Annotated in this window: 15 protein-coding genes, 2 tRNA genes and 1 rRNA gene; 15 read left to right on the forward strand and 3 right to left on the reverse strand. The window is 37.9% G+C overall.

The features are described from left to right. Positions 1 to 274 precede the first annotated feature (274 nt). The 9 genes from rrf to NC797_RS17150 all read left to right on the forward strand — a co-directional run bounded on the left by rrf (position 275) and on the right by NC797_RS17150 (position 6,087). Positions 275 to 390 (forward strand): 5S ribosomal RNA (gene rrf / locus NC797_RS17110). Positions 391 to 504: 114 nt separating this feature from the next. Beyond that, a tRNA-Met gene (locus tag NC797_RS17115) sits at positions 505 to 581 on the forward strand. Between the two features lie 81 nt (positions 582 to 662). After that, positions 663 to 739, forward strand: a tRNA-Asp gene (locus tag NC797_RS17120). Between the two features lie 257 nt (positions 740 to 996). Then, a complete protein-coding gene (gene thiL, locus NC797_RS17125) occupies positions 997 to 1,971 on the forward strand; it encodes a thiamine-phosphate kinase (RefSeq protein ID WP_272438039.1) in 975 nt (324 codons plus the stop codon). A gap of 9 nt (positions 1,972 to 1,980) precedes the next feature. Continuing rightward, positions 1,981 to 2,436 (forward strand): tRNA (adenosine(37)-N6)-threonylcarbamoyltransferase complex ATPase subunit type 1 TsaE, encoded by a 456-nt coding sequence (gene tsaE, locus NC797_RS17130; RefSeq protein ID WP_272438040.1) that lies wholly within the window; start codon positions 1,981 to 1,983, stop codon positions 2,434 to 2,436. Beyond that, complete coding sequence (gene tsaB / locus NC797_RS17135) at positions 2,433 to 3,131, forward strand: tRNA (adenosine(37)-N6)-threonylcarbamoyltransferase complex dimerization subunit type 1 TsaB (RefSeq protein ID WP_272438041.1); 699 nt, start codon at positions 2,433 to 2,435, stop codon at positions 3,129 to 3,131. The genes tsaE and tsaB overlap by 4 nt, the downstream gene beginning before the upstream one ends. 2 nt (positions 3,132 to 3,133) lie before the next feature. Next, a complete protein-coding gene (rimI, locus tag NC797_RS17140; protein WP_272438042.1) occupies positions 3,134 to 3,580 on the forward strand; it encodes a ribosomal protein S18-alanine N-acetyltransferase in 447 nt (148 codons plus the stop codon). Next, positions 3,577 to 4,629, forward strand: a complete 1,053-nt coding sequence (tsaD, locus tag NC797_RS17145) for a tRNA (adenosine(37)-N6)-threonylcarbamoyltransferase complex transferase subunit TsaD (protein ID WP_272438043.1) — start codon at positions 3,577 to 3,579, stop codon at positions 4,627 to 4,629. Before rimI ends, tsaD begins: the two co-directional genes overlap by 4 nt. A 198-nt stretch (positions 4,630 to 4,827) precedes the next feature. Next, a complete protein-coding gene (locus NC797_RS17150) occupies positions 4,828 to 6,087 on the forward strand; it encodes a cytochrome P450 (protein ID WP_272438044.1) in 1,260 nt (419 codons plus the stop codon). A gap of 275 nt (positions 6,088 to 6,362) precedes the next feature. On the opposite strand, the gene abc-f is transcribed toward NC797_RS17150, so the two are convergent. After that, positions 6,363 to 8,294, reverse strand: a complete 1,932-nt coding sequence (abc-f, locus tag NC797_RS17155) for a ribosomal protection-like ABC-F family protein (protein WP_272438045.1) — start codon at positions 8,292 to 8,294, stop codon at positions 6,363 to 6,365. A 177-nt stretch (positions 8,295 to 8,471) separates the two neighbouring features. Here abc-f and moaC point away from each other — a divergent pair, with 177 nt between their 5' ends. Then, the gene (gene moaC, locus NC797_RS17160) at positions 8,472 to 8,981 is read left to right on the forward strand and encodes a cyclic pyranopterin monophosphate synthase MoaC (RefSeq protein WP_272438046.1); all 510 of its coding nucleotides are present in this window, start codon (positions 8,472 to 8,474) and stop codon (positions 8,979 to 8,981) included. Continuing rightward, complete coding sequence (locus NC797_RS17165) at positions 8,978 to 9,646, forward strand: redox-sensing transcriptional repressor Rex (protein ID WP_272438047.1); 669 nt, start codon at positions 8,978 to 8,980, stop codon at positions 9,644 to 9,646. The genes moaC and NC797_RS17165 overlap by 4 nt, the downstream gene beginning before the upstream one ends. A gap of 59 nt (positions 9,647 to 9,705) precedes the next feature. Here NC797_RS17165 and NC797_RS17170 read toward each other — a convergent pair whose 3' ends face one another. Together NC797_RS17170 and NC797_RS17175 are read right to left on the reverse strand one after the other, a co-directional pair. After that, positions 9,706 to 9,912: a YdiK family protein gene (locus NC797_RS17170; RefSeq protein WP_272438048.1), complete on the reverse strand. Its 207-nt coding sequence runs from the start codon at positions 9,910 to 9,912 to the stop codon at positions 9,706 to 9,708. Between the two features lie 7 nt (positions 9,913 to 9,919). Next, on the reverse strand, positions 9,920 to 10,630 hold the full coding sequence (locus NC797_RS17175) for a CPBP family intramembrane glutamic endopeptidase (protein ID WP_272438049.1): 711 nt from the start codon (positions 10,628 to 10,630) through the stop codon (positions 9,920 to 9,922). Positions 10,631 to 10,954: 324 nt separating this feature from the next. Between NC797_RS17175 and groES the strand changes: the two genes are divergently transcribed. The 4 genes from groES (at position 10,955) to NC797_RS17195 (ending at position 16,712) form a co-directional block, all read left to right on the forward strand. Beyond that, positions 10,955 to 11,239 carry a co-chaperone GroES gene (groES, locus tag NC797_RS17180; protein ID WP_272438050.1) on the forward strand — a complete coding sequence of 95 codons (285 nt, stop codon included), beginning with the start codon at positions 10,955 to 10,957 and terminating at the stop codon, positions 11,237 to 11,239. A 57-nt stretch (positions 11,240 to 11,296) separates the two neighbouring features. Further along, complete coding sequence (groL, locus tag NC797_RS17185) at positions 11,297 to 12,934, forward strand: chaperonin GroEL (RefSeq protein ID WP_272438051.1); 1,638 nt, start codon at positions 11,297 to 11,299, stop codon at positions 12,932 to 12,934. A 725-nt stretch (positions 12,935 to 13,659) separates the two neighbouring features. Further along, complete coding sequence (locus NC797_RS17190; RefSeq protein ID WP_272438052.1) at positions 13,660 to 14,643, forward strand: Gfo/Idh/MocA family protein; 984 nt, start codon at positions 13,660 to 13,662, stop codon at positions 14,641 to 14,643. Between the two features lie 836 nt (positions 14,644 to 15,479). Further along, the gene (locus tag NC797_RS17195; RefSeq protein ID WP_272438053.1) at positions 15,480 to 16,712 is read left to right on the forward strand and encodes a Fic family protein; all 1,233 of its coding nucleotides are present in this window, start codon (positions 15,480 to 15,482) and stop codon (positions 16,710 to 16,712) included. The last annotated feature ends 557 nt before the right edge of the window (positions 16,713 to 17,269 follow it).

Consider the following 17,269-nt stretch of genomic DNA (forward strand, 5'->3'; position numbering starts at 1 on the left):
ATCGAGGACTTAACTATATGAAAGAAGTAGAATGGGCTTGCCCATGAAGCTAGACCGAACAACATTGATTGATGATCTTGTATGAATTCTTATCTAGTTTTGAAGGTGCACAAAGCAAGGAAGATCGACTAAGAACGTCACGTCCTGTGACAACGTCGATCTGACCCGCATCCTGCGGGTCCACGTCCTGTGACAACTTTTAAAGGTATATAAAAAGTATTTGCTTTTTTGTTTGAAAAGTAATATACTATATCTTGTTCTAATAATTAGAAGGTTTGGTGGTAATGGCGGAGAGGTCACACCTGTTCCCATGCCGAACACAGAAGTTAAGCTCTCCAGCGCCGATGGTAGTTGGGGCATTGCCCCTGCGAGAGTAGGACACCGCCAAGCCAAACTTTACTTTAAGAAATATTCTAATATGATCATCATCAAAACTTTATACAACATGATTGAGAAGACTTTACTATTATCTTAGATGCTTTAGATAAAGTATCTTTACATTATCGCGGGGTGGAGCAGTCTGGTAGCTCGTCGGGCTCATAACCCGAAGGTCGCAGGTTCGAATCCTGCCCCCGCAACCAATCACTTTCACTAACAACGATTACATGTACATATTAGCACGTTTGGTCTTTTTTTTTGCTTTAAAGTATAACCTACTTAAAGGTCCGGTAGTTCAGTTGGTTAGAATGCCTGCCTGTCACGCAGGAGGTCGCGGGTTCGAGTCCCGTCCGGACCGCCACTATACATATCACCTTAGGAACTATTTCCTAGGGTTTTTCTTATGGTTTTTAAAAAAGAAATCTCGGCGATTATCGAACCACAGTCCAAAAGGGATGAGCTAAAGTCCCTTGAATAACCCCTTTGCTAAAGCAGCATGATTAAGTCTAACATTGACTCAATTTAGTGAACAAATTTAAATGAAATACATCTAATTTTTCTTTCCGCTTTTCTTTCTGCTATGATGAGGATAACATGACAATGGTGGAGGCAATTTATATGGACGAGTTTTCTTTTATCCGATCGATTGAACAATCAAATTATAGGCAAAGTAGTCTTATAAAAGGTGCTGGTGATGATGCTGCTATATTTAGACAGCCCTATCAGGATATCGTGACTTCTGTTGACACGCTAGTAGAAAATGTACATTTTACTCGGGAAACTATGGATCCATTTCATATTGGCTTTCGGGTACTTGCAGTTAATATAAGTGATCTTGCTGCAATGGGGAGTACGCCTGCATTTTATCTTGTATCAATATGTGTTCCAAAACATTGGAAAGAAAACGAACTGCAAGAGATCTATTCTGGAATGAAATCAATTGCTTCACAATTTGAGATGGATTTAATTGGTGGAGATACGACATCTGGATCTGAATTGGTTATTTCCGTTACTATAATTGGCTATGTTGCTAATAATAAGGCTAGATATAGAAATACTGCTAAAGGTGAGGATGCTGTTTTTGTCACTGGTACACTTGGAGACGCTGCGGCTGGGTTATATGTCTTAAAAGAAAACATGGATATGAATAGTAGAAGCAATAAATACTTGATAAATAGACATCGGATGCCATCACCTAGGGTTAAGTTTGCAACAGGATTGGCTGAATTGGCTCGTGTTACACTGAACGATATTAGTGATGGAATAGCTAGCGAGGCTAGTGAAATTGCCGAAGCATCTGGAGTCGCAATGCACCTCTATTATGAAAGCATTCCGATTCACAAAAGCTTATTGAACTTTAGACAAAGCGAGCAGAGGAAGTGGATGCTTTTTGGTGGAGAAGATTTTGAATTGATTGGAACGGTTCCAAAGAAGGATTGGCCTGATGTCCAAAAGGCTGCTGACAAGACGAATACACCAATAGCATTGATTGGATATATTGAGGAGAATCCGATGTATGCTGGATCCGTCTTTTTACACGAAAAAGGGAAAAAGCGTCGATTACACAAATTAGGCTATAACCACTTGAAATAGGTGATGATTATGGAGAGCATAGATTTTGAAGTGAAAACGGAATTTGAGACAATGAAACTTGCCGAGAGTCTCTCTTTATTGTTGCGACCGGGTGATGTTGTAACATTAGAAGGTGATCTTGGTGCCGGCAAAACCACTTTTGCAAAAGGAATAGGCAGAGGGCTTGGTGTCAAAAAAACAATTAATAGTCCTACTTTTACAATTGTTAAAGAATATCAAGGCGAGGTGCCTTTCTATCATATGGATGTGTATCGGTTGGAGAACAGCGACGAGGATATCGGTTTTGATGATTATTTTGACCGTGGCGGTATTACAGTAATCGAATGGGCTTCTTTTGTGAAAGAATACTTGCCTATGAAAAGGTTAGATATTATCATTCGTAGGTTAGATGAACAGGAAAGAATTATCCAGTTTTACCCACATGGAAACTACTTTGAAAAGATTTGTAAGGAGCTTGCTCGATGAACATACTTGCCATTGATACTTCTAACCAAGTCATGGGTGTTGCCATTACAAAAGATGGTGTGCTTGTAGGTGAACTCATTACGAATGTAAAAAGAAATCATTCGGTTAGACTAATGCCTGCTATTGACCAACTCATGAAGGAAACGGATACAAGACCTGTAGATATAAATAAAATAGTGGTCGCAAATGGGCCAGGATCTTTCACTGGTGTCCGTATTGGCCTTGCTACTGCAAAAACGATGGGATGGGCACTGCAAATTCCAGTAGTAGGAATATCAAGCTTACAGGTGCTAGCCGATCAAGGTGCTTTTTCAACCGATTATATTTGCCCTTTTTTTGATGCTAGAAGGGGTTTAGTATACACAGGATTATACAAAGGTGATGGAAATGGAAAGATCGTAGAGTCAAAAAAAGAGACCAATGTTTTATTTGCGGAATGGTTAAAATCATTGGCGGAGCAAGGGGAGAAAGTTGTTTTTCTGAGTCAAGATATGGAAATGCATCGACAAAATATAATGAAATATATGGGGAGCCTTGCTACCATTCCTAAAGGATCTATACATACGCCACGTCCTTCTACATTAGCTATGATTGGTGAAAACCGTACAGAAGGTTCCATTCATACGTTGGTTCCTAATTATTTGCGTTTAGCTGAGGCAGAAGCGAATTGGCTCAAACAACAGGAGACTAGGTGAACATGCCAACGATACGGATTCGAAAAATGACAATGAATGATTTAGAGCAGGTGTTAAAATTAGAGATCGCATCTTTTGCGAAACCATGGACAAAGGACATTTTTTATAACGAAATTCAACGGAATCAGTTTGCGACGTATTATGTTTTGGAAACGGAGAAAAAAATAATTGGTTATTGTGGACTGTGGATGATCATAGATGAGGCGCAAATTACGAATATAGCAATTTACCCAGCCTACCGCGGGAAAAAATTTGGACAAATGTTATTTCAATATGTCCTTAATCAAGCGAAAATTCAGGGAGCGAATAAGCTCTCTTTAGAAGTTAGAGTATCAAATGAAGCTGCAAAAAGCATGTACAAAAAGTTTGGCCTTGTTCCAGGGGGAATGAGGAAAAATTATTACACGGACAATAATGAAGATGCAATCGTTATGTGGGTGGAATTATGACTAAAAATAACCAGTATATATTAGCTGTTGAAACAAGCTGTGATGAGACAGCTGCCGCAATTGTTAAAAACGGTAGAGAGATTATATCTAATGTAGTAGCATCTCAGATTGAAAGCCATAAACGTTTCGGTGGGGTAGTACCTGAGATTGCCTCTAGACATCACGTGGAACAGATCACAATTGTGCTAGAAGAGACGATCAATCAAGCGAAACTTTCCTTCGATGATATAGATGCTATTGCTGTAACAGAAGGGCCTGGATTAGTCGGAGCACTACTAATCGGGGTGAACGCTGCGAAAGCATTAGCATATGCCAAGCAAAAGCCGCTCATAGGTGTGCATCATATTGCTGGTCATATTTATGCAAATCAATTGGAAAAAGAATTTATTTTTCCGTTGTTGTCACTAGTAGTATCAGGTGGACATACCGAATTAATTCTGATGAAGGAACACGGCTCCTTTGAGGTAATAGGGGAAACAAGGGACGACGCCGCTGGTGAAGCCTATGATAAAGTAGCAAGAACATTAAAGCTCCCTTATCCAGGTGGCCCACATATTGATCGTTTAGCGGCCGATGGAGAGGCTTTGATTGACTTTCCAAGAGCATGGCTTGAAGATGGTTCCTATGATTTTAGTTTTAGTGGATTAAAATCAGCGGTAATCAATAAACTTCACAATGCAGAGCAACGAAATCAAGTGTTAAAGCGAGAGGATGTCGCCGCAAGCTTTCAGGCAAGTGTAGTCGATGTATTAACAACAAAAACGTATAAAGCGGCAAAAGAATTCGGTGTTAAGCAAGTAATTGTGGCTGGTGGTGTTGCAGCAAATAAAGGCCTACGAGCTGCGTTATCAACGAAATTCATGGATGAGGATACCGAACTTCTCATACCGCCATTATCGCTTTGTACGGATAACGCTGCGATGATTGCAGCAGCTGGGAGTGTAGCATTTGAACAAGGACATCGAGCAGGCTGGAATTTGAATGCAAATCCTGGGTTGGATATTGAAGAATATGGTAGAAGAAGAAAGCTCTCAAAAGGAAAAATCTAGATTTTTAAGTATGGAACATCCTCTTATAGACAAATTAAATAAATAAAAATAGTGTAGCCTTAAGGCTGCATTTTTTTATTTGAAAAAATGCTGTTTAAAAACAAAGGTAAATCAAATACTTAAACTGTATGGATGTCCATTTTATAAATTCCAAATGGTATAAATATCTAGTAAAAAGAAAAAGGAGAAGATAAATGAATGTCTAATAACGGTCAAATCCCACATGATAGAAGCCTTGATAATAGTCTATCTCTTATGCAGGAAGGATATTTATTTATCAATAATAGGGTAGAACGGTATCAATCTGATTTATTTGAGGCACGTTTGCTCGGCCAAAAGGTAATTTGTATGACAGGGGAAAATGCGGCCAAAGTGTTTTATGATTCGGAGCGATTTCAGCGAAACGGTGCTGTACCGAAGCGCGTTCAAAAATCGTTATTTGGTGTGGATGCTGTCCAGACGATGGATGGTGAATCGCATATTCATCGAAAACTACTTTTCATGTCACTAATGACTCCTCCACATCAAAAGCGATTAGCAGAGCTTACGATGGAACAGTGGCAGGCTTCTACTCGCAGATGGGAAGATGCTGATGCTATTGTGCTCTTTGATGAAGCAAAGGAAATTCTATGTCGGGTAGCATGTCACTGGGCTGGTGTTCCATTGCAGGAGTCAGAAGTAAAAGAACGAGCAGAAGACTTTAGTGCAATGGTCGATGCCTTTGGCGCGGTTGGGCCACGCCACTGGAAAGGCCGAAGAGCAAGAAACAGAACGGAAGAATGGATTAGAGGGATCATAGAAGACGTCCGAGCTGGTAAGCTGAAGGCAGAGAAAGATTCAGCACTGTATGCAATGGCATTTCACGAAAATCTGGATGGAAGTAAGCTCGATACCCAAATGGCCGCAATCGAACTGATTAATGTTTTACGGCCGATTGTAGCAATTGCAACATTTATTACCTTTACAGCATTAGCAATGCATGAGCATCCAGAGTATAAAGAAAGGCTCCATTCCGAAAATGATGGTAAGTATTTTGAAATGTTTGCACAGGAAGTCCGTCGTTACTACCCATTTGGTCCTTTCCTAGGGGCAAGGGTACGAAAGGAATTTATTTGGAATCATTGTGAATTTGAAGAAGGCATGCTTGTCTTACTTGATATATACGGAACGAATCACGATCCGAGGCTCTGGAAAAATCCAACTGAGTTTCAGCCGGAGCGATTTACGGAGTGGGAGGGTAGCTTATTTGATTTCATTCCCCAAGGCGGTGGTGACTCTGGTAAAGGACACCGTTGCCCTGGCGAAGGAATCACCCTTGAAGTTATGAAAGCGTCTATGGATTTCCTTGTTAACAAGATTGATTATGAAGTACCAGATCAGGATGTAACCTATAGTCTGGTAAAAATGCCGACTTTACCAGAAAGTGGATTTGTAATGAGTACTATTAGAAAAATATGATTATGATAATAAAACTCAATCAAAAACAGCCTGTAAATAATATGTTGCAGGCTGTTAGAGTGCCAAAGAAGTTGTCCACAGGAGCCGTGGATAGGTGTGCATAACATTCACTTAGTACCCGATTTAACGGGATTTATTTTGTGAATAAAAAATGTGGATAAATCAGGTGGTTTTTGTGGATTATGTGTATAACTTTGTTAAAAACCGAAATTAAAACGAACCACCTGTGGATAACCTTGTTCATAATTGGATAACACCTTAACAAGGAAAAGTCTCTATTCATTGTCTAATTCTTCCCATTCTTCGATTAAGGCCAAAAGCTTCGTTTCAAATTGTTCGTTCTCCATTGTTAATTCAAGTGATTTTTCATGATCTTGAAATACCTCTGGCTTACATAGTAAAGCCTGAATCTCCTCTATTCTAGTTTCAATTTGTTCGAGTTCCCTTTCGATTTCTTGCATCCGCCGTTCTTTTTTTCGTTGTTCCTTTTTTAGCGCCTTATCTTGTTCAAAGGTGCTTTTTGTATCATTATCCTTGTTCTGAATCGTTTTGGTGTCTTGATCGTTTAAAGCAGCTAGTTCCTGTTCTTCTTGCTTTTTATCGATATAATAGTCATAATCACCAAGATACAAAGTTGTGGATTTAGGCTGCATTTCGATGACTTGAGTCGCAATTTTGTTGATGAAATAACGATCGTGGGAAACAAATAAAATGGTTCCAGGAAAATCAACTAATGCCGATTCCAACACTTCCTTACTATCTAAGTCAAGGTGGTTGGTAGGTTCATCCAAGATAAGTAAATTCGCTTTTTCCATCATTAATTTCGCTAACGCAAGTCTAGCTTTCTCTCCACCACTTAAAGAGCTAACTGTTTTTAAAACATCTTCTCCTGAAAATAAAAAATTACCTAGGACGGTCCGGATATCCTTTTCATTTTTCATTGGATATAGATCCCAGAGCTCATTCAAGACAGTTTTGTTCGATGTTAGTCGGGCTTGTTCTTGATCGTAATAACCGATTTTGACGTTGGTTCCGATTTGAGTCGTTCCTTTAGCTGGTTTTAGGTCACCAGTAATGGTTTTTAAGAGTGTTGTTTTTCCGACCCCATTTGGACCGACCAATGCTAAACTCTCACCCCTAGATATGGAAAAAGATACATCTTCAAAAATGAAAGGATCACTTTCGCTGTAGCGGAACCCTAAGTTATGAAGCTTTATTACATCATTTCCACTGCGTTTTTCGATTTCAAATGAAAATTTAGCTGACGTCTCATCCCCAAGTGGTTTTTCGAGGCGATCGATCTTTTCTAATTGTTTCCGTCTGCTTTGTGCACGTTTACTTGTAGTTGCTCGGGCAATATTTTTTTGGATAAATTGTTCCATTCGTTTCATTTCGGTCTGTTGCTTTTCAAATTGTTTCAAATCACGTTCAAAGTTTTCAGCCTTTTGCTCAAGAAATTTCGTATAGTTTCCATGAAATTTTTCCGATCGATTTCGGGCAATTTCATAGACAATATGAACGGTTTTATCTAAAAAATAACGGTCGTGAGAAACAATCGCGACGGCACCAGAATAATTGTTCAAATAGTTTTCAAGCCACGAAAGTGTATCAATATCTAAATGGTTTGTTGGCTCGTCTAGAATGAGTAGATCTGGCTTGGACAATAATAGCTTCCCAAGTGCCAAACGAGTCTTTTGCCCGCCACTTAGTGCATCTATTGGAGTGTTCAGGTTAAAGGAGTTGAAATGAAGGCCATTTAGTACGGCCTTTATGTCTGCTTCATAGTGATATCCACCATCAGATTTGAATTGCTGCTGTTTTTTGTCATAATCGTCTAACAGTTGCTGGTAGGCGTGGCGGTCGTTAATCAGATCTGGATCAGCCATTTGTAGTTCTAATTGTCTAAGCTCTTTCTCTTTACTTACTAAATGTTGAAATACAACGACCATTTCTTCCCAAATGGTTCGATGAGATTCAAGACCTGTGTTTTGGGCAAGGTACCCAATTGTCACATCCTTTGGCTTAAATATTTCCCCATCATCATGAGAAAGTTCTCCCGCCATTATTTTTAATAGCGTAGATTTCCCGGCTCCGTTTCTCCCAACAATTGCCACTCTATCCTGTGCGTGTATTTCAATCTTTATATTTGATAAGATAAGTTCAGCACCATATCTTTTTGTTAGATTATTCGCTTGGATTAGGATCATTTTTTTGTCACCTCAATGTTTTTGCAACCATGTTCAAATAGGAACACGCTCTTTCAGTTTATCTTAATTTAAGAAGAAGTAGCAAGAGATATTGTGAATAGGGTCACGACTTTACAACTATTTTTTGATATACTTTTAAAAGGTACTAGAAGTTAATCCTCGTACGGAGGTCTACAAATGGATAAATTCACTCATTTTAATAATCAAGGTCATGCACGTATGGTGGACATTAGTGAAAAAAGAGAAACGCAACGTACTGCAGTAGCAGTAACAAGTGTTTTCGTATCAAAAGAAATCTATGAAAAAATAGAGCAAAGAGAAATAAAAAAAGGCGATGTATTGGCTGTTGCCCAGGTTGCCGGTGTAATGGCTGCCAAAAAAACGTCTGATATCATTCCGATGTGCCACCCTTTACAACTAACTGGTGTTGACATTTCTTTTGAATGGGAAATAACTGAGGATATCTACGAGTTAAAAATAAGAGTCGCAGTGAAAACAAAAGGGACTACTGGCGTTGAAATGGAAGCACTCACAGCTGGATCAGCCACAGCCCTTACGATATATGACATGTGTAAAGCCGTTGATAAAGGAATGGTAATCGGTCAAACCTACCTTTTAGAAAAAACAGGAGGGAAAAGTGGCGATTTTTATCGGGAGTCAGAACAGGACAGGGGGGAACAAGAATGAGTGGCGAGCAAAATAAAATCCCACAAGCAACTGCAAAGCGATTACCCTTATATTATCGGTTTTTAAACAACTTGCACCATCAAGGGAAGCAAAGGGTTTCCTCAAAAGAATTAAGTGAAGCAGTAAAAGTTGACTCCGCTACTATTAGAAGAGATTTTTCTTACTTTGGCGCATTAGGTAAAAAAGGCTATGGCTATAATGTTGAATACTTATTGGGTTTCTTTAGAAAAACGCTCGATCAAGATGAGGTAACGAAAGTCGCACTTATCGGTGTTGGTAACTTAGGGACGGCCTTTTTACATTATAATTTTATGAAGAATAACAATACCAAAATTGAATTAGCTTTTGATGCAGACCCGAAAAAGGTTGGAACGGATATTGGTGGCGTACCAATTTACCATATCGATCAATTAGAGGAGAAATTGGGCAGTGCAAGTGTGGCCATCTTAACTGTTCCATCATCAGAAGCTCAAGGAATAGCCGAAAGATTAGTGGAATCAGGTATTGTGGGGGTTTTGAATTTTACGCCAGCAAGAATTACGGTTCCTGAACGGATTCGGGTGCATCATATTGACCTTGCTATTGAGCTCCAGGCGCTTGTTTATTTTATAAAACATTACCCACTAGAAGGGGAGCATGAAGATCACAACGGTTTTAAAGAGTAACCAAGAGGTAACGAGTGAAACGTGGCAAGAAAGCATTGTACAAAGCTTTCTTGCCACGTTTATTTTTTCTTTCTTTTTGTTTTTTTAATCCTAAAATGTAAAAGGAAAAGTCGAATCGCAACAACGAAATCAAAGGTAGCCACGACAGACAAAATGATCGTTGTGAAATTCCATACTGTATTGCTTGCACTTTGTGTTCCAATATAAGTAAAAACAACTCCCATGAAAAAGTACAAGGAAGCCATAAACAATGGTGATGTTCTCATATAATGATTAGCCTCCTATAAGTATCATTTGTAATTGCTTCATCTGTTCTCGCATTCGTTCGTAGTCTTCTGGTGTTAAATTAAATTGCGTAATCACTGCAATAGTGTTCATCGCCATATGAGTCACAATAGGAACAATGATCCTTTTTGTTTTTACATAAAGATAAGCAAAAACGAGTCCCATTGAAGAATAGATGAGTAGATGCGTCGGCTCCATATGTATCAATGCGAAAATAAGCGCAGATCCAATTACCGCAAGTAGTAAGTTCATTCTTTCATATAATGAACCAAATATGATTTTTCTAAAAATAATTTCTTCTAATATTGGTGCAATCAACACAGGTACAATAATAAAAATCGGTGCTGCTTTCGATATTTGCATAATGTTCATTGTATTTTCTGAAGCAGGTTCAATTTTAAAGACATATGTTTCAATCAACACTGCAGCATATTGAGCAATGTAAGCCATAAATACCCCTGCAATACACCACAAGATAACATTGCCGATTTTTGCTGCGCCACGCTCACTACCTTTTTGCATGTCTTCTTTCAACAAATACAGTACAACAAGTAAAGCTAGAAAGAAACTAAATACACTCCAACCTACCATTGCATTTAGTCTTGTGACACCAAAAGTTTCAATAATCGGGACGGCTATTACGCTAGATAGCTGCATCAGAATATAAGTTAAAATGACGTACCAGTATCTTTGAGGCAAAGTAAAACGACTCCTTTTGATGAATGATTATGTGAATTTGTTTAATTGGTAGTAACCAAGTCCTGCTAACGTTACTAAATAGATGTTTATTCCTTACCCTTTTTTAACATGCTTAAATCTGTCTATTGTATTTTATCATAGTATAGATTGTTTTTTTATTTTGCCGTCTTTTTTCTATTTCATCATACAGAAAAAAGTTTTAAAAAATAATTTACTTCTCTTGCAAAAGAGATTGAAATTCATTATTATATAAATGTGTTAGCACTCACATGCGATGAGTGCTAACAACAACAAAGGAATAATTTGTTAAGGAGGGTTTCAAACATGTTAAAGCCACTAGGTGATCGCGTTGTGATTGAACTTGTAGCGCAAGAAGAAAAAACTGCAAGTGGTATTGTGCTTCCAGATTCCGCTAAGGAAAAACCGCAAGAAGGGAAAGTGGTGGCAGTAGGTACTGGACGTGTAACAGAAAACGGAGAAAGAGTTGCACCAGAAGTAGCTGAAGGTAACCTCATTATTTTCTCTAAGTTTGCTGGAACAGAGGTCAAGTACGAAGGAAACGAATACTTAATTCTTCGTGAGAGCGACATTTTAGCTGTTATCGGCTAAAACAGCGAAGAACGAGCGACATACCATAATTTTTGATTTAATAAGGAGGGCATTTAAATGGCTAAAGAAATTAAATTTAGTGAAGAAGCTAGACGTGCAATGCTTCGTGGTGTTGACACTCTTGCCAATGCTGTAAAAGTTACATTAGGTCCAAAGGGGCGTAATGTTGTTTTAGATAAGAAATACGGTTCTCCACTTATTACAAATGACGGGGTAACCATTGCAAAGGAAATTGAGTTAGAAGATCATTTTGAAAACATGGGTGCACAACTTGTGTCAGAGGTTGCGTCTAAAACAAATGATGTTGCTGGTGATGGTACAACTACTGCAACTGTTCTTGCTCAAGCAATGATTCAAGAAGGATTGAAAAACGTTGCTTCTGGTGCAAATCCAGTTGGGGTTCGCCGTGGAATTGAAAAAGCGGTTGAAGTAGCAACACAAGAGCTTCGTAGCATTTCAAAGCCAATTGAAGGAAAAGAGTCTATTGCACAAGTCGCTGCTATTTCTTCTGGTGATGATGAAGTAGGGCAGTTGATTGCTGAGGCAATGGAACGTGTTGGGAACGATGGTGTTATTACGATTGAGGAATCCAAAGGTTTCAACACAGAGCTTGAAGTAGTAGAAGGTATGCAATTTGATCGTGGATACGCATCTCCATACATGGTTACTGACCAAGATAAGATGGAAGCTAGCCTTGAAGATCCGTACATCTTAATTACGGATAAGAAAATTGCCAATATCCAAGAAGTACTGCCAGTTTTAGAACAAGTCGTACAACAAGGTAAACCACTACTTATGATTGCTGAAGATGTAGAAGGGGAAGCACTAGCTACATTAGTGGTGAACAAGCTTCGTGGTACATTTAATGCAGTCGCTGTTAAAGCTCCTGGATTTGGTGATCGTCGTAAAGCGATGCTAGAAGACATTGCAACCTTGACAGGTGCAGAAGTAATTACAGAAGACTTAGGACTAGAACTCAAAAACACTGAAATCGGCCAACTTGGTCGCGCTTCTAAGGTTGTTGTAACAAAAGAAAACACAACAATCGTTGAAGGTAGCGGTGACCCGCAAAACATTTCTTCTCGTGTTGCTCAAATTCGTGCACAAGCAGAAGAATCTACTTCAGAGTTTGACAAGGAAAAATTACAAGAGCGCCTCGCTAAATTAGCTGGTGGTGTAGCTGTAATTAAAGTTGGTGCTGCAACCGAAACGGAATTGAAAGAGCGTAAACTTCGTATCGAAGACGCACTAAACTCAACTCGTGCTGCAGTAGAAGAAGGTATTGTTGCTGGTGGTGGAACTGCCTTAGTAAACATTTATAACAAGGTAAAAGGACTAGGGCTTGAAGGTGATCAAGGAACAGGTGCAAACATCGTTCTTCGCGCCTTAGAAGAACCAGTCCGTCAAATCGCACACAATGCTGGTCTCGAAGGCTCCGTTATCGTGGAACGCTTAAAAGGTGAAGCAGTAGGTGTTGGTTACAACGCAGCTTCTGGAGAGTGGGTAAACATGGTTGAAGCTGGTATTGTGGATCCAACTAAAGTTACACGCTCAGCACTTCAAAATGCTGCATCCGTAGCTGCAATGTTCCTAACTACAGAAGCAGTAGTTGCTGACAAGCCAGAAGAAGAAGGCGCTGGCGGCGGTGGCATGCCAGACATGGGCGGCATGGGTGGTATGGGCGGCATGATGTAATCTGGGTTTTAAAACCTTTTTGAATCAACGTTCATAACTATGGTAACTGATTATTTTAATGTCCGAAAAAGTGACCGATATTAGTAGCTAAGCTTTTTAGAGAGGTTTTCCATTAAGTTATAACTTATGGAGAACCTCTTTTTAGTTTGGATGCTATGCTCTAGTATAATCCTTGTTCAATTTTACTAGTGTTTTGATGATGTACAGTCCTTGTTTCAACGTTTCTTGCTTCCCAAGTACCTTACAACGTAGCTATCCATTCTGACGTAGATGCTTCCTTTAAGCTTGCGAGTTTGATACCTCCATTGTCCGGTATAGTGTATTTCAGAGGGAGCAGTTTCACTCTACACCACACGCCCCAACGTTAGTTGAGACATAGTTTTACATGTTCTAACTTTAGACCCTTACATTCAAAAGTTTGTCAGTCCCTTTAAGGTGGAACATTTTCACCTTGTCTATCTCCGTTGTAAAGTTAGAATCTGTAAAACGAATTCCCTGCATTTCACGCTACAAAGCGTTTATAGCAGAACTTGTCGCGCGCCCCCGTTACTTAAAGAACTTATTTATAGATTTTTTTCTAGTAATTTATCGAGAATTTTTCAAAAGGGTTTAGAAAAGAAAAAGTGACGTCACTTTTTAAAATGGAATTTAATTCTTATTTTTTTGTTAATGTTCTTGTACAATAGAGCTAAGGAAATGTTTGTTAACAATTGGGGGGGATAAACATGAAGGTAGGAACGATTGGAACTGGGTTTATAGTAGATACATTCTTATCAGCCCTAAATGAAATAGTTGATGCAGAATGCGTAGCAATCTATTCCCGCAAGGAAGAAACAGCTAAACCATTAGCTGAAAAATATCAGGTAGGAACAATCTATACGGATCTAGAAGAGCTTTTTTCTGACCCTACTATTGATTTTATCTACGTAGCCTCTCCGAATAGCTTGCATTATGAGCATACGCATCGAGCGTTGGAAAATGGAAAGCATGTCATTTGTGAGAAACCTTTTACTTCCACAGTCCATGAAACAGAAAGTCTTATGGAACTTGCTAGAAAAAATGAATTAATGTTGTTCGAAGGGATTACAACCATTCATTTACCGAATTATCAATTGATTAAACAATATGTCGGTAAATTGGGACAGATAAAATTAGTTCAATGTAATTATAGCCAATACTCTAGTAAATACGATGCATTACTAAGAGGAGAAACACCGAACGTGTTTAACCTTGAGTTTTCAGGTGGTGCATTAGCAGATATCAACATTTACAACCTGCACTTTGTGTTAAATTTATTTGGTGTCCCTCAGTCAGTCAACTATGCAGCGAATAAACATCCAAATGGAATAGACACATCTGGAGTACTACTAATGAAATATCCTAACTTCATCGCAGAGTGTGTTGGAGCTAAAGATACGAGAAGTATGAACTTTGTCCTCATTCAGGGAAAAAATGGTTATCTTCACGTGGAAAATGGCGCGAACGGTTGCCAAAATGTCATCTTGCATTTAAAGGATAAAGAGGTTCGGCTAAATAGCCAAACAACAATTAACTCCTTATATTATGAACTTCTTGCATTCAAAGAGATCTTTGATAATAAAGACTTTGACCGCTGTAGCCATTTATTGGATTACACACATTCTGTTATGGAAGTATACGAAAAGGCAAGGAAGTCAGCAGGTATTGTTTTCCTAGCTGATAATCGATAATTGTATTACAGAAAGAATAAAGCTTTGTCACAGTGACGCCCCGAAATTACAGTGACGCCCCGAAATTTGTCGAAGGTTGAAAGGTGATATGAGTATGCTTATAATACCCTCATTACTAGGTGTTGACTAATTTAATCTTACGAAGGCATGATGTAATTATGTCCTCCAGCCATAGATATATAAGATTTTCTGAGTGAAATGAGGATTCTAATGGAGGCCTCTCATAAGTTGATGAAACTTTCGGGGAGCTTCTTTTTTTATTTTATGGGTGACGTGGAAGTATTGTACATTTTTGAGATTTGATCATCTGAATGGCCAAGTCTGTCCAAAGTTTATTCGAGTGTACGCCAGCCTGCCTCTGAAAGAAGTAATTTGGTATGTCTTAATGAATGTAGTATAAATTCTCGACTTAAGTCCATAACAGCTAGTTATCTTACCATATTATTTTGAACAATCTAGATGGCGATGGTATCACCATACTGTCGTTCTGTTTTGAAAGGAGAAGTTCTAGTAATTACTAACTGACCTCTCAACTACTTTGTATTTTTGTAAAGCGTTTCCACGTTTTATCACGTCGTCACCCACAACAACCGCTCCCATGCTCCCTAACTGTTAAAAAATCGACAAAATTCGGGTTGTCCCTGTGACCATACCTTCAGTTACGATTAAAGTATGTTTATTAGACTTTTTTTAAAGAATTTTTAAGAATAATTTGACTATATTTTAAATATATTTTGCAATAAATTAAAAACTATATAAATTTATTGCAAAATATATGTATATAGTTATATAATTTTAAAAAATGGCGATAATTTAAAATAAGGGAGGTGGTAATTGTGGGATATGAAAAATTAACAAAGATTTTTTATAAAGAAGGTAATGAATATTATAAAAATGAAATAGATAAAAGAAAAAATAGTTACGGTAGCTATTTAACCTCTTTAACAATCAGAGGGTTTAGAAAAGAGCAAAGAATTAATGAATCCTACGAATTGTTTTATGTAAATACTCATAAATTAATGTCTTTAAATAACCAAGTATTGATAAATAGTTCAAAGATTTCTTCATTAATTAGTAAGCTTCCTAATTTTGTTGTAGAACCCTATTTCCATAAACTAATTGTTAATGAAGCACAAAGTAATAATGAGATAGAAGGTATTCGTAGTACCAAGAAGGAATTAAAAGAAGTATTAGGTGATTTAGTAAGATCAGACAAAAAACGTAAAAGGTTTAAAGGGCTAATGAAAACTTACTTGTTTATTGATAAAATTAAACCATTTACAGAAATATCTGATTTTAGGATGCTATATGATGATTTAGTTTCAGACGAAATTGGTAAAAATGATGAACCTGATGGTGAATTATTTAGAAAAGGGTATGTAGAGATAAATGACGGAACAAAAACAACTCATATAGGTCTTAGTACGGAAGTCAAAATTATTGAGTCACTAAATGCTTTAATAAATTATCTTGATGATGAACAACATTCAGAATTATACCGGTACATGGTTGCACACTATTATTATGAGTATATACATCCCTTTTATGATGGAAATGGAAGGACAGGACGTTTATTAGCGTGTAGTTACTTATCCAGATATTTAGAGAGATATTCAGCTATAACTTTTTCCTATGCTGTCAATAAGAACAAATCTAAGTATTATAAAGCTCTTGAAGAAATTCCTTCTCCTTTAAATAAAGGTGAAATGACCTTTTATTTAATAGATATGCTAGAGTTGCTTTCCTCGGGTCAAGAAGGAATTATTGAAGACTTGGAAATAAATTTGTCAAAAATAGAAAGAATTAAAGAATCATTTAAAAGTGATACTTGGAATGAGAGAATAGAGGAAGCGGAATTATTGCGAATTATGACTCACCTTAGTGTATTTGTTAATGATGAAACAAATTTTCCTGTAACTAAGCTAATGGAAATTTCTAATAAATCAAGGTATAAAGTAAATCAAATAATGAGTAACTTAGAAGATAAAGGATATGTTAAAGTTGTTAAACAAAGACCCAAAGAATATAAAGTAACTGACGAATTTTTGGATAGTATATTGGTTATCTAAGTAATATTATGTATAACTCAATTTTCGCACTTGAAAAACCCGTTTAACTGATTGTCACAGTAAGTATGGAAAAATTCAAAAATGGTACTAATTCGGGTCGTCACTGTGACCATACCACGTGGGATGCGTGGTCAAAACAACGGGCTAACAGTTCAACAGATTTACTGCGGTTTCGGTCATATGAAGAGCCATCTAATATCAGTACCTTCGGGCAATTATGATTTGTTAACTTGGTTACTTTTCCAATTGTGTATCGGGGCGGTGTTTGTCAATATAGTTGTCGCATTTTATTGCTTTAGTTTTTAATTTTTCAATCCCTCATCAGACAAAGCTACCGCGACACGCTTGCTGGCCTAGTGATGGAAGTCAAAAGGAAGATCATGCTTTTGACTTCCATCACTAGGGAAAAAGGGATATTATGATTGCCCCAATGATTTCACTTTCTCCTCCTCTCGTATGGGATTAAGTGCTACTTGTTCATGTGGTCTCCAATTTCTTACGCTTCTTGCCCAACGCTCAGGGTGTTTCTTCCTTGCTTCGTCATAGACTTCCCTGCG

Origin of the sequence: Terrihalobacillus insolitus (assembly GCF_028416575.1) — a bacterium.
Lineage (GTDB): Bacteria > Bacillota > Bacilli > Bacillales > Amphibacillaceae > Terrihalobacillus > Terrihalobacillus insolitus.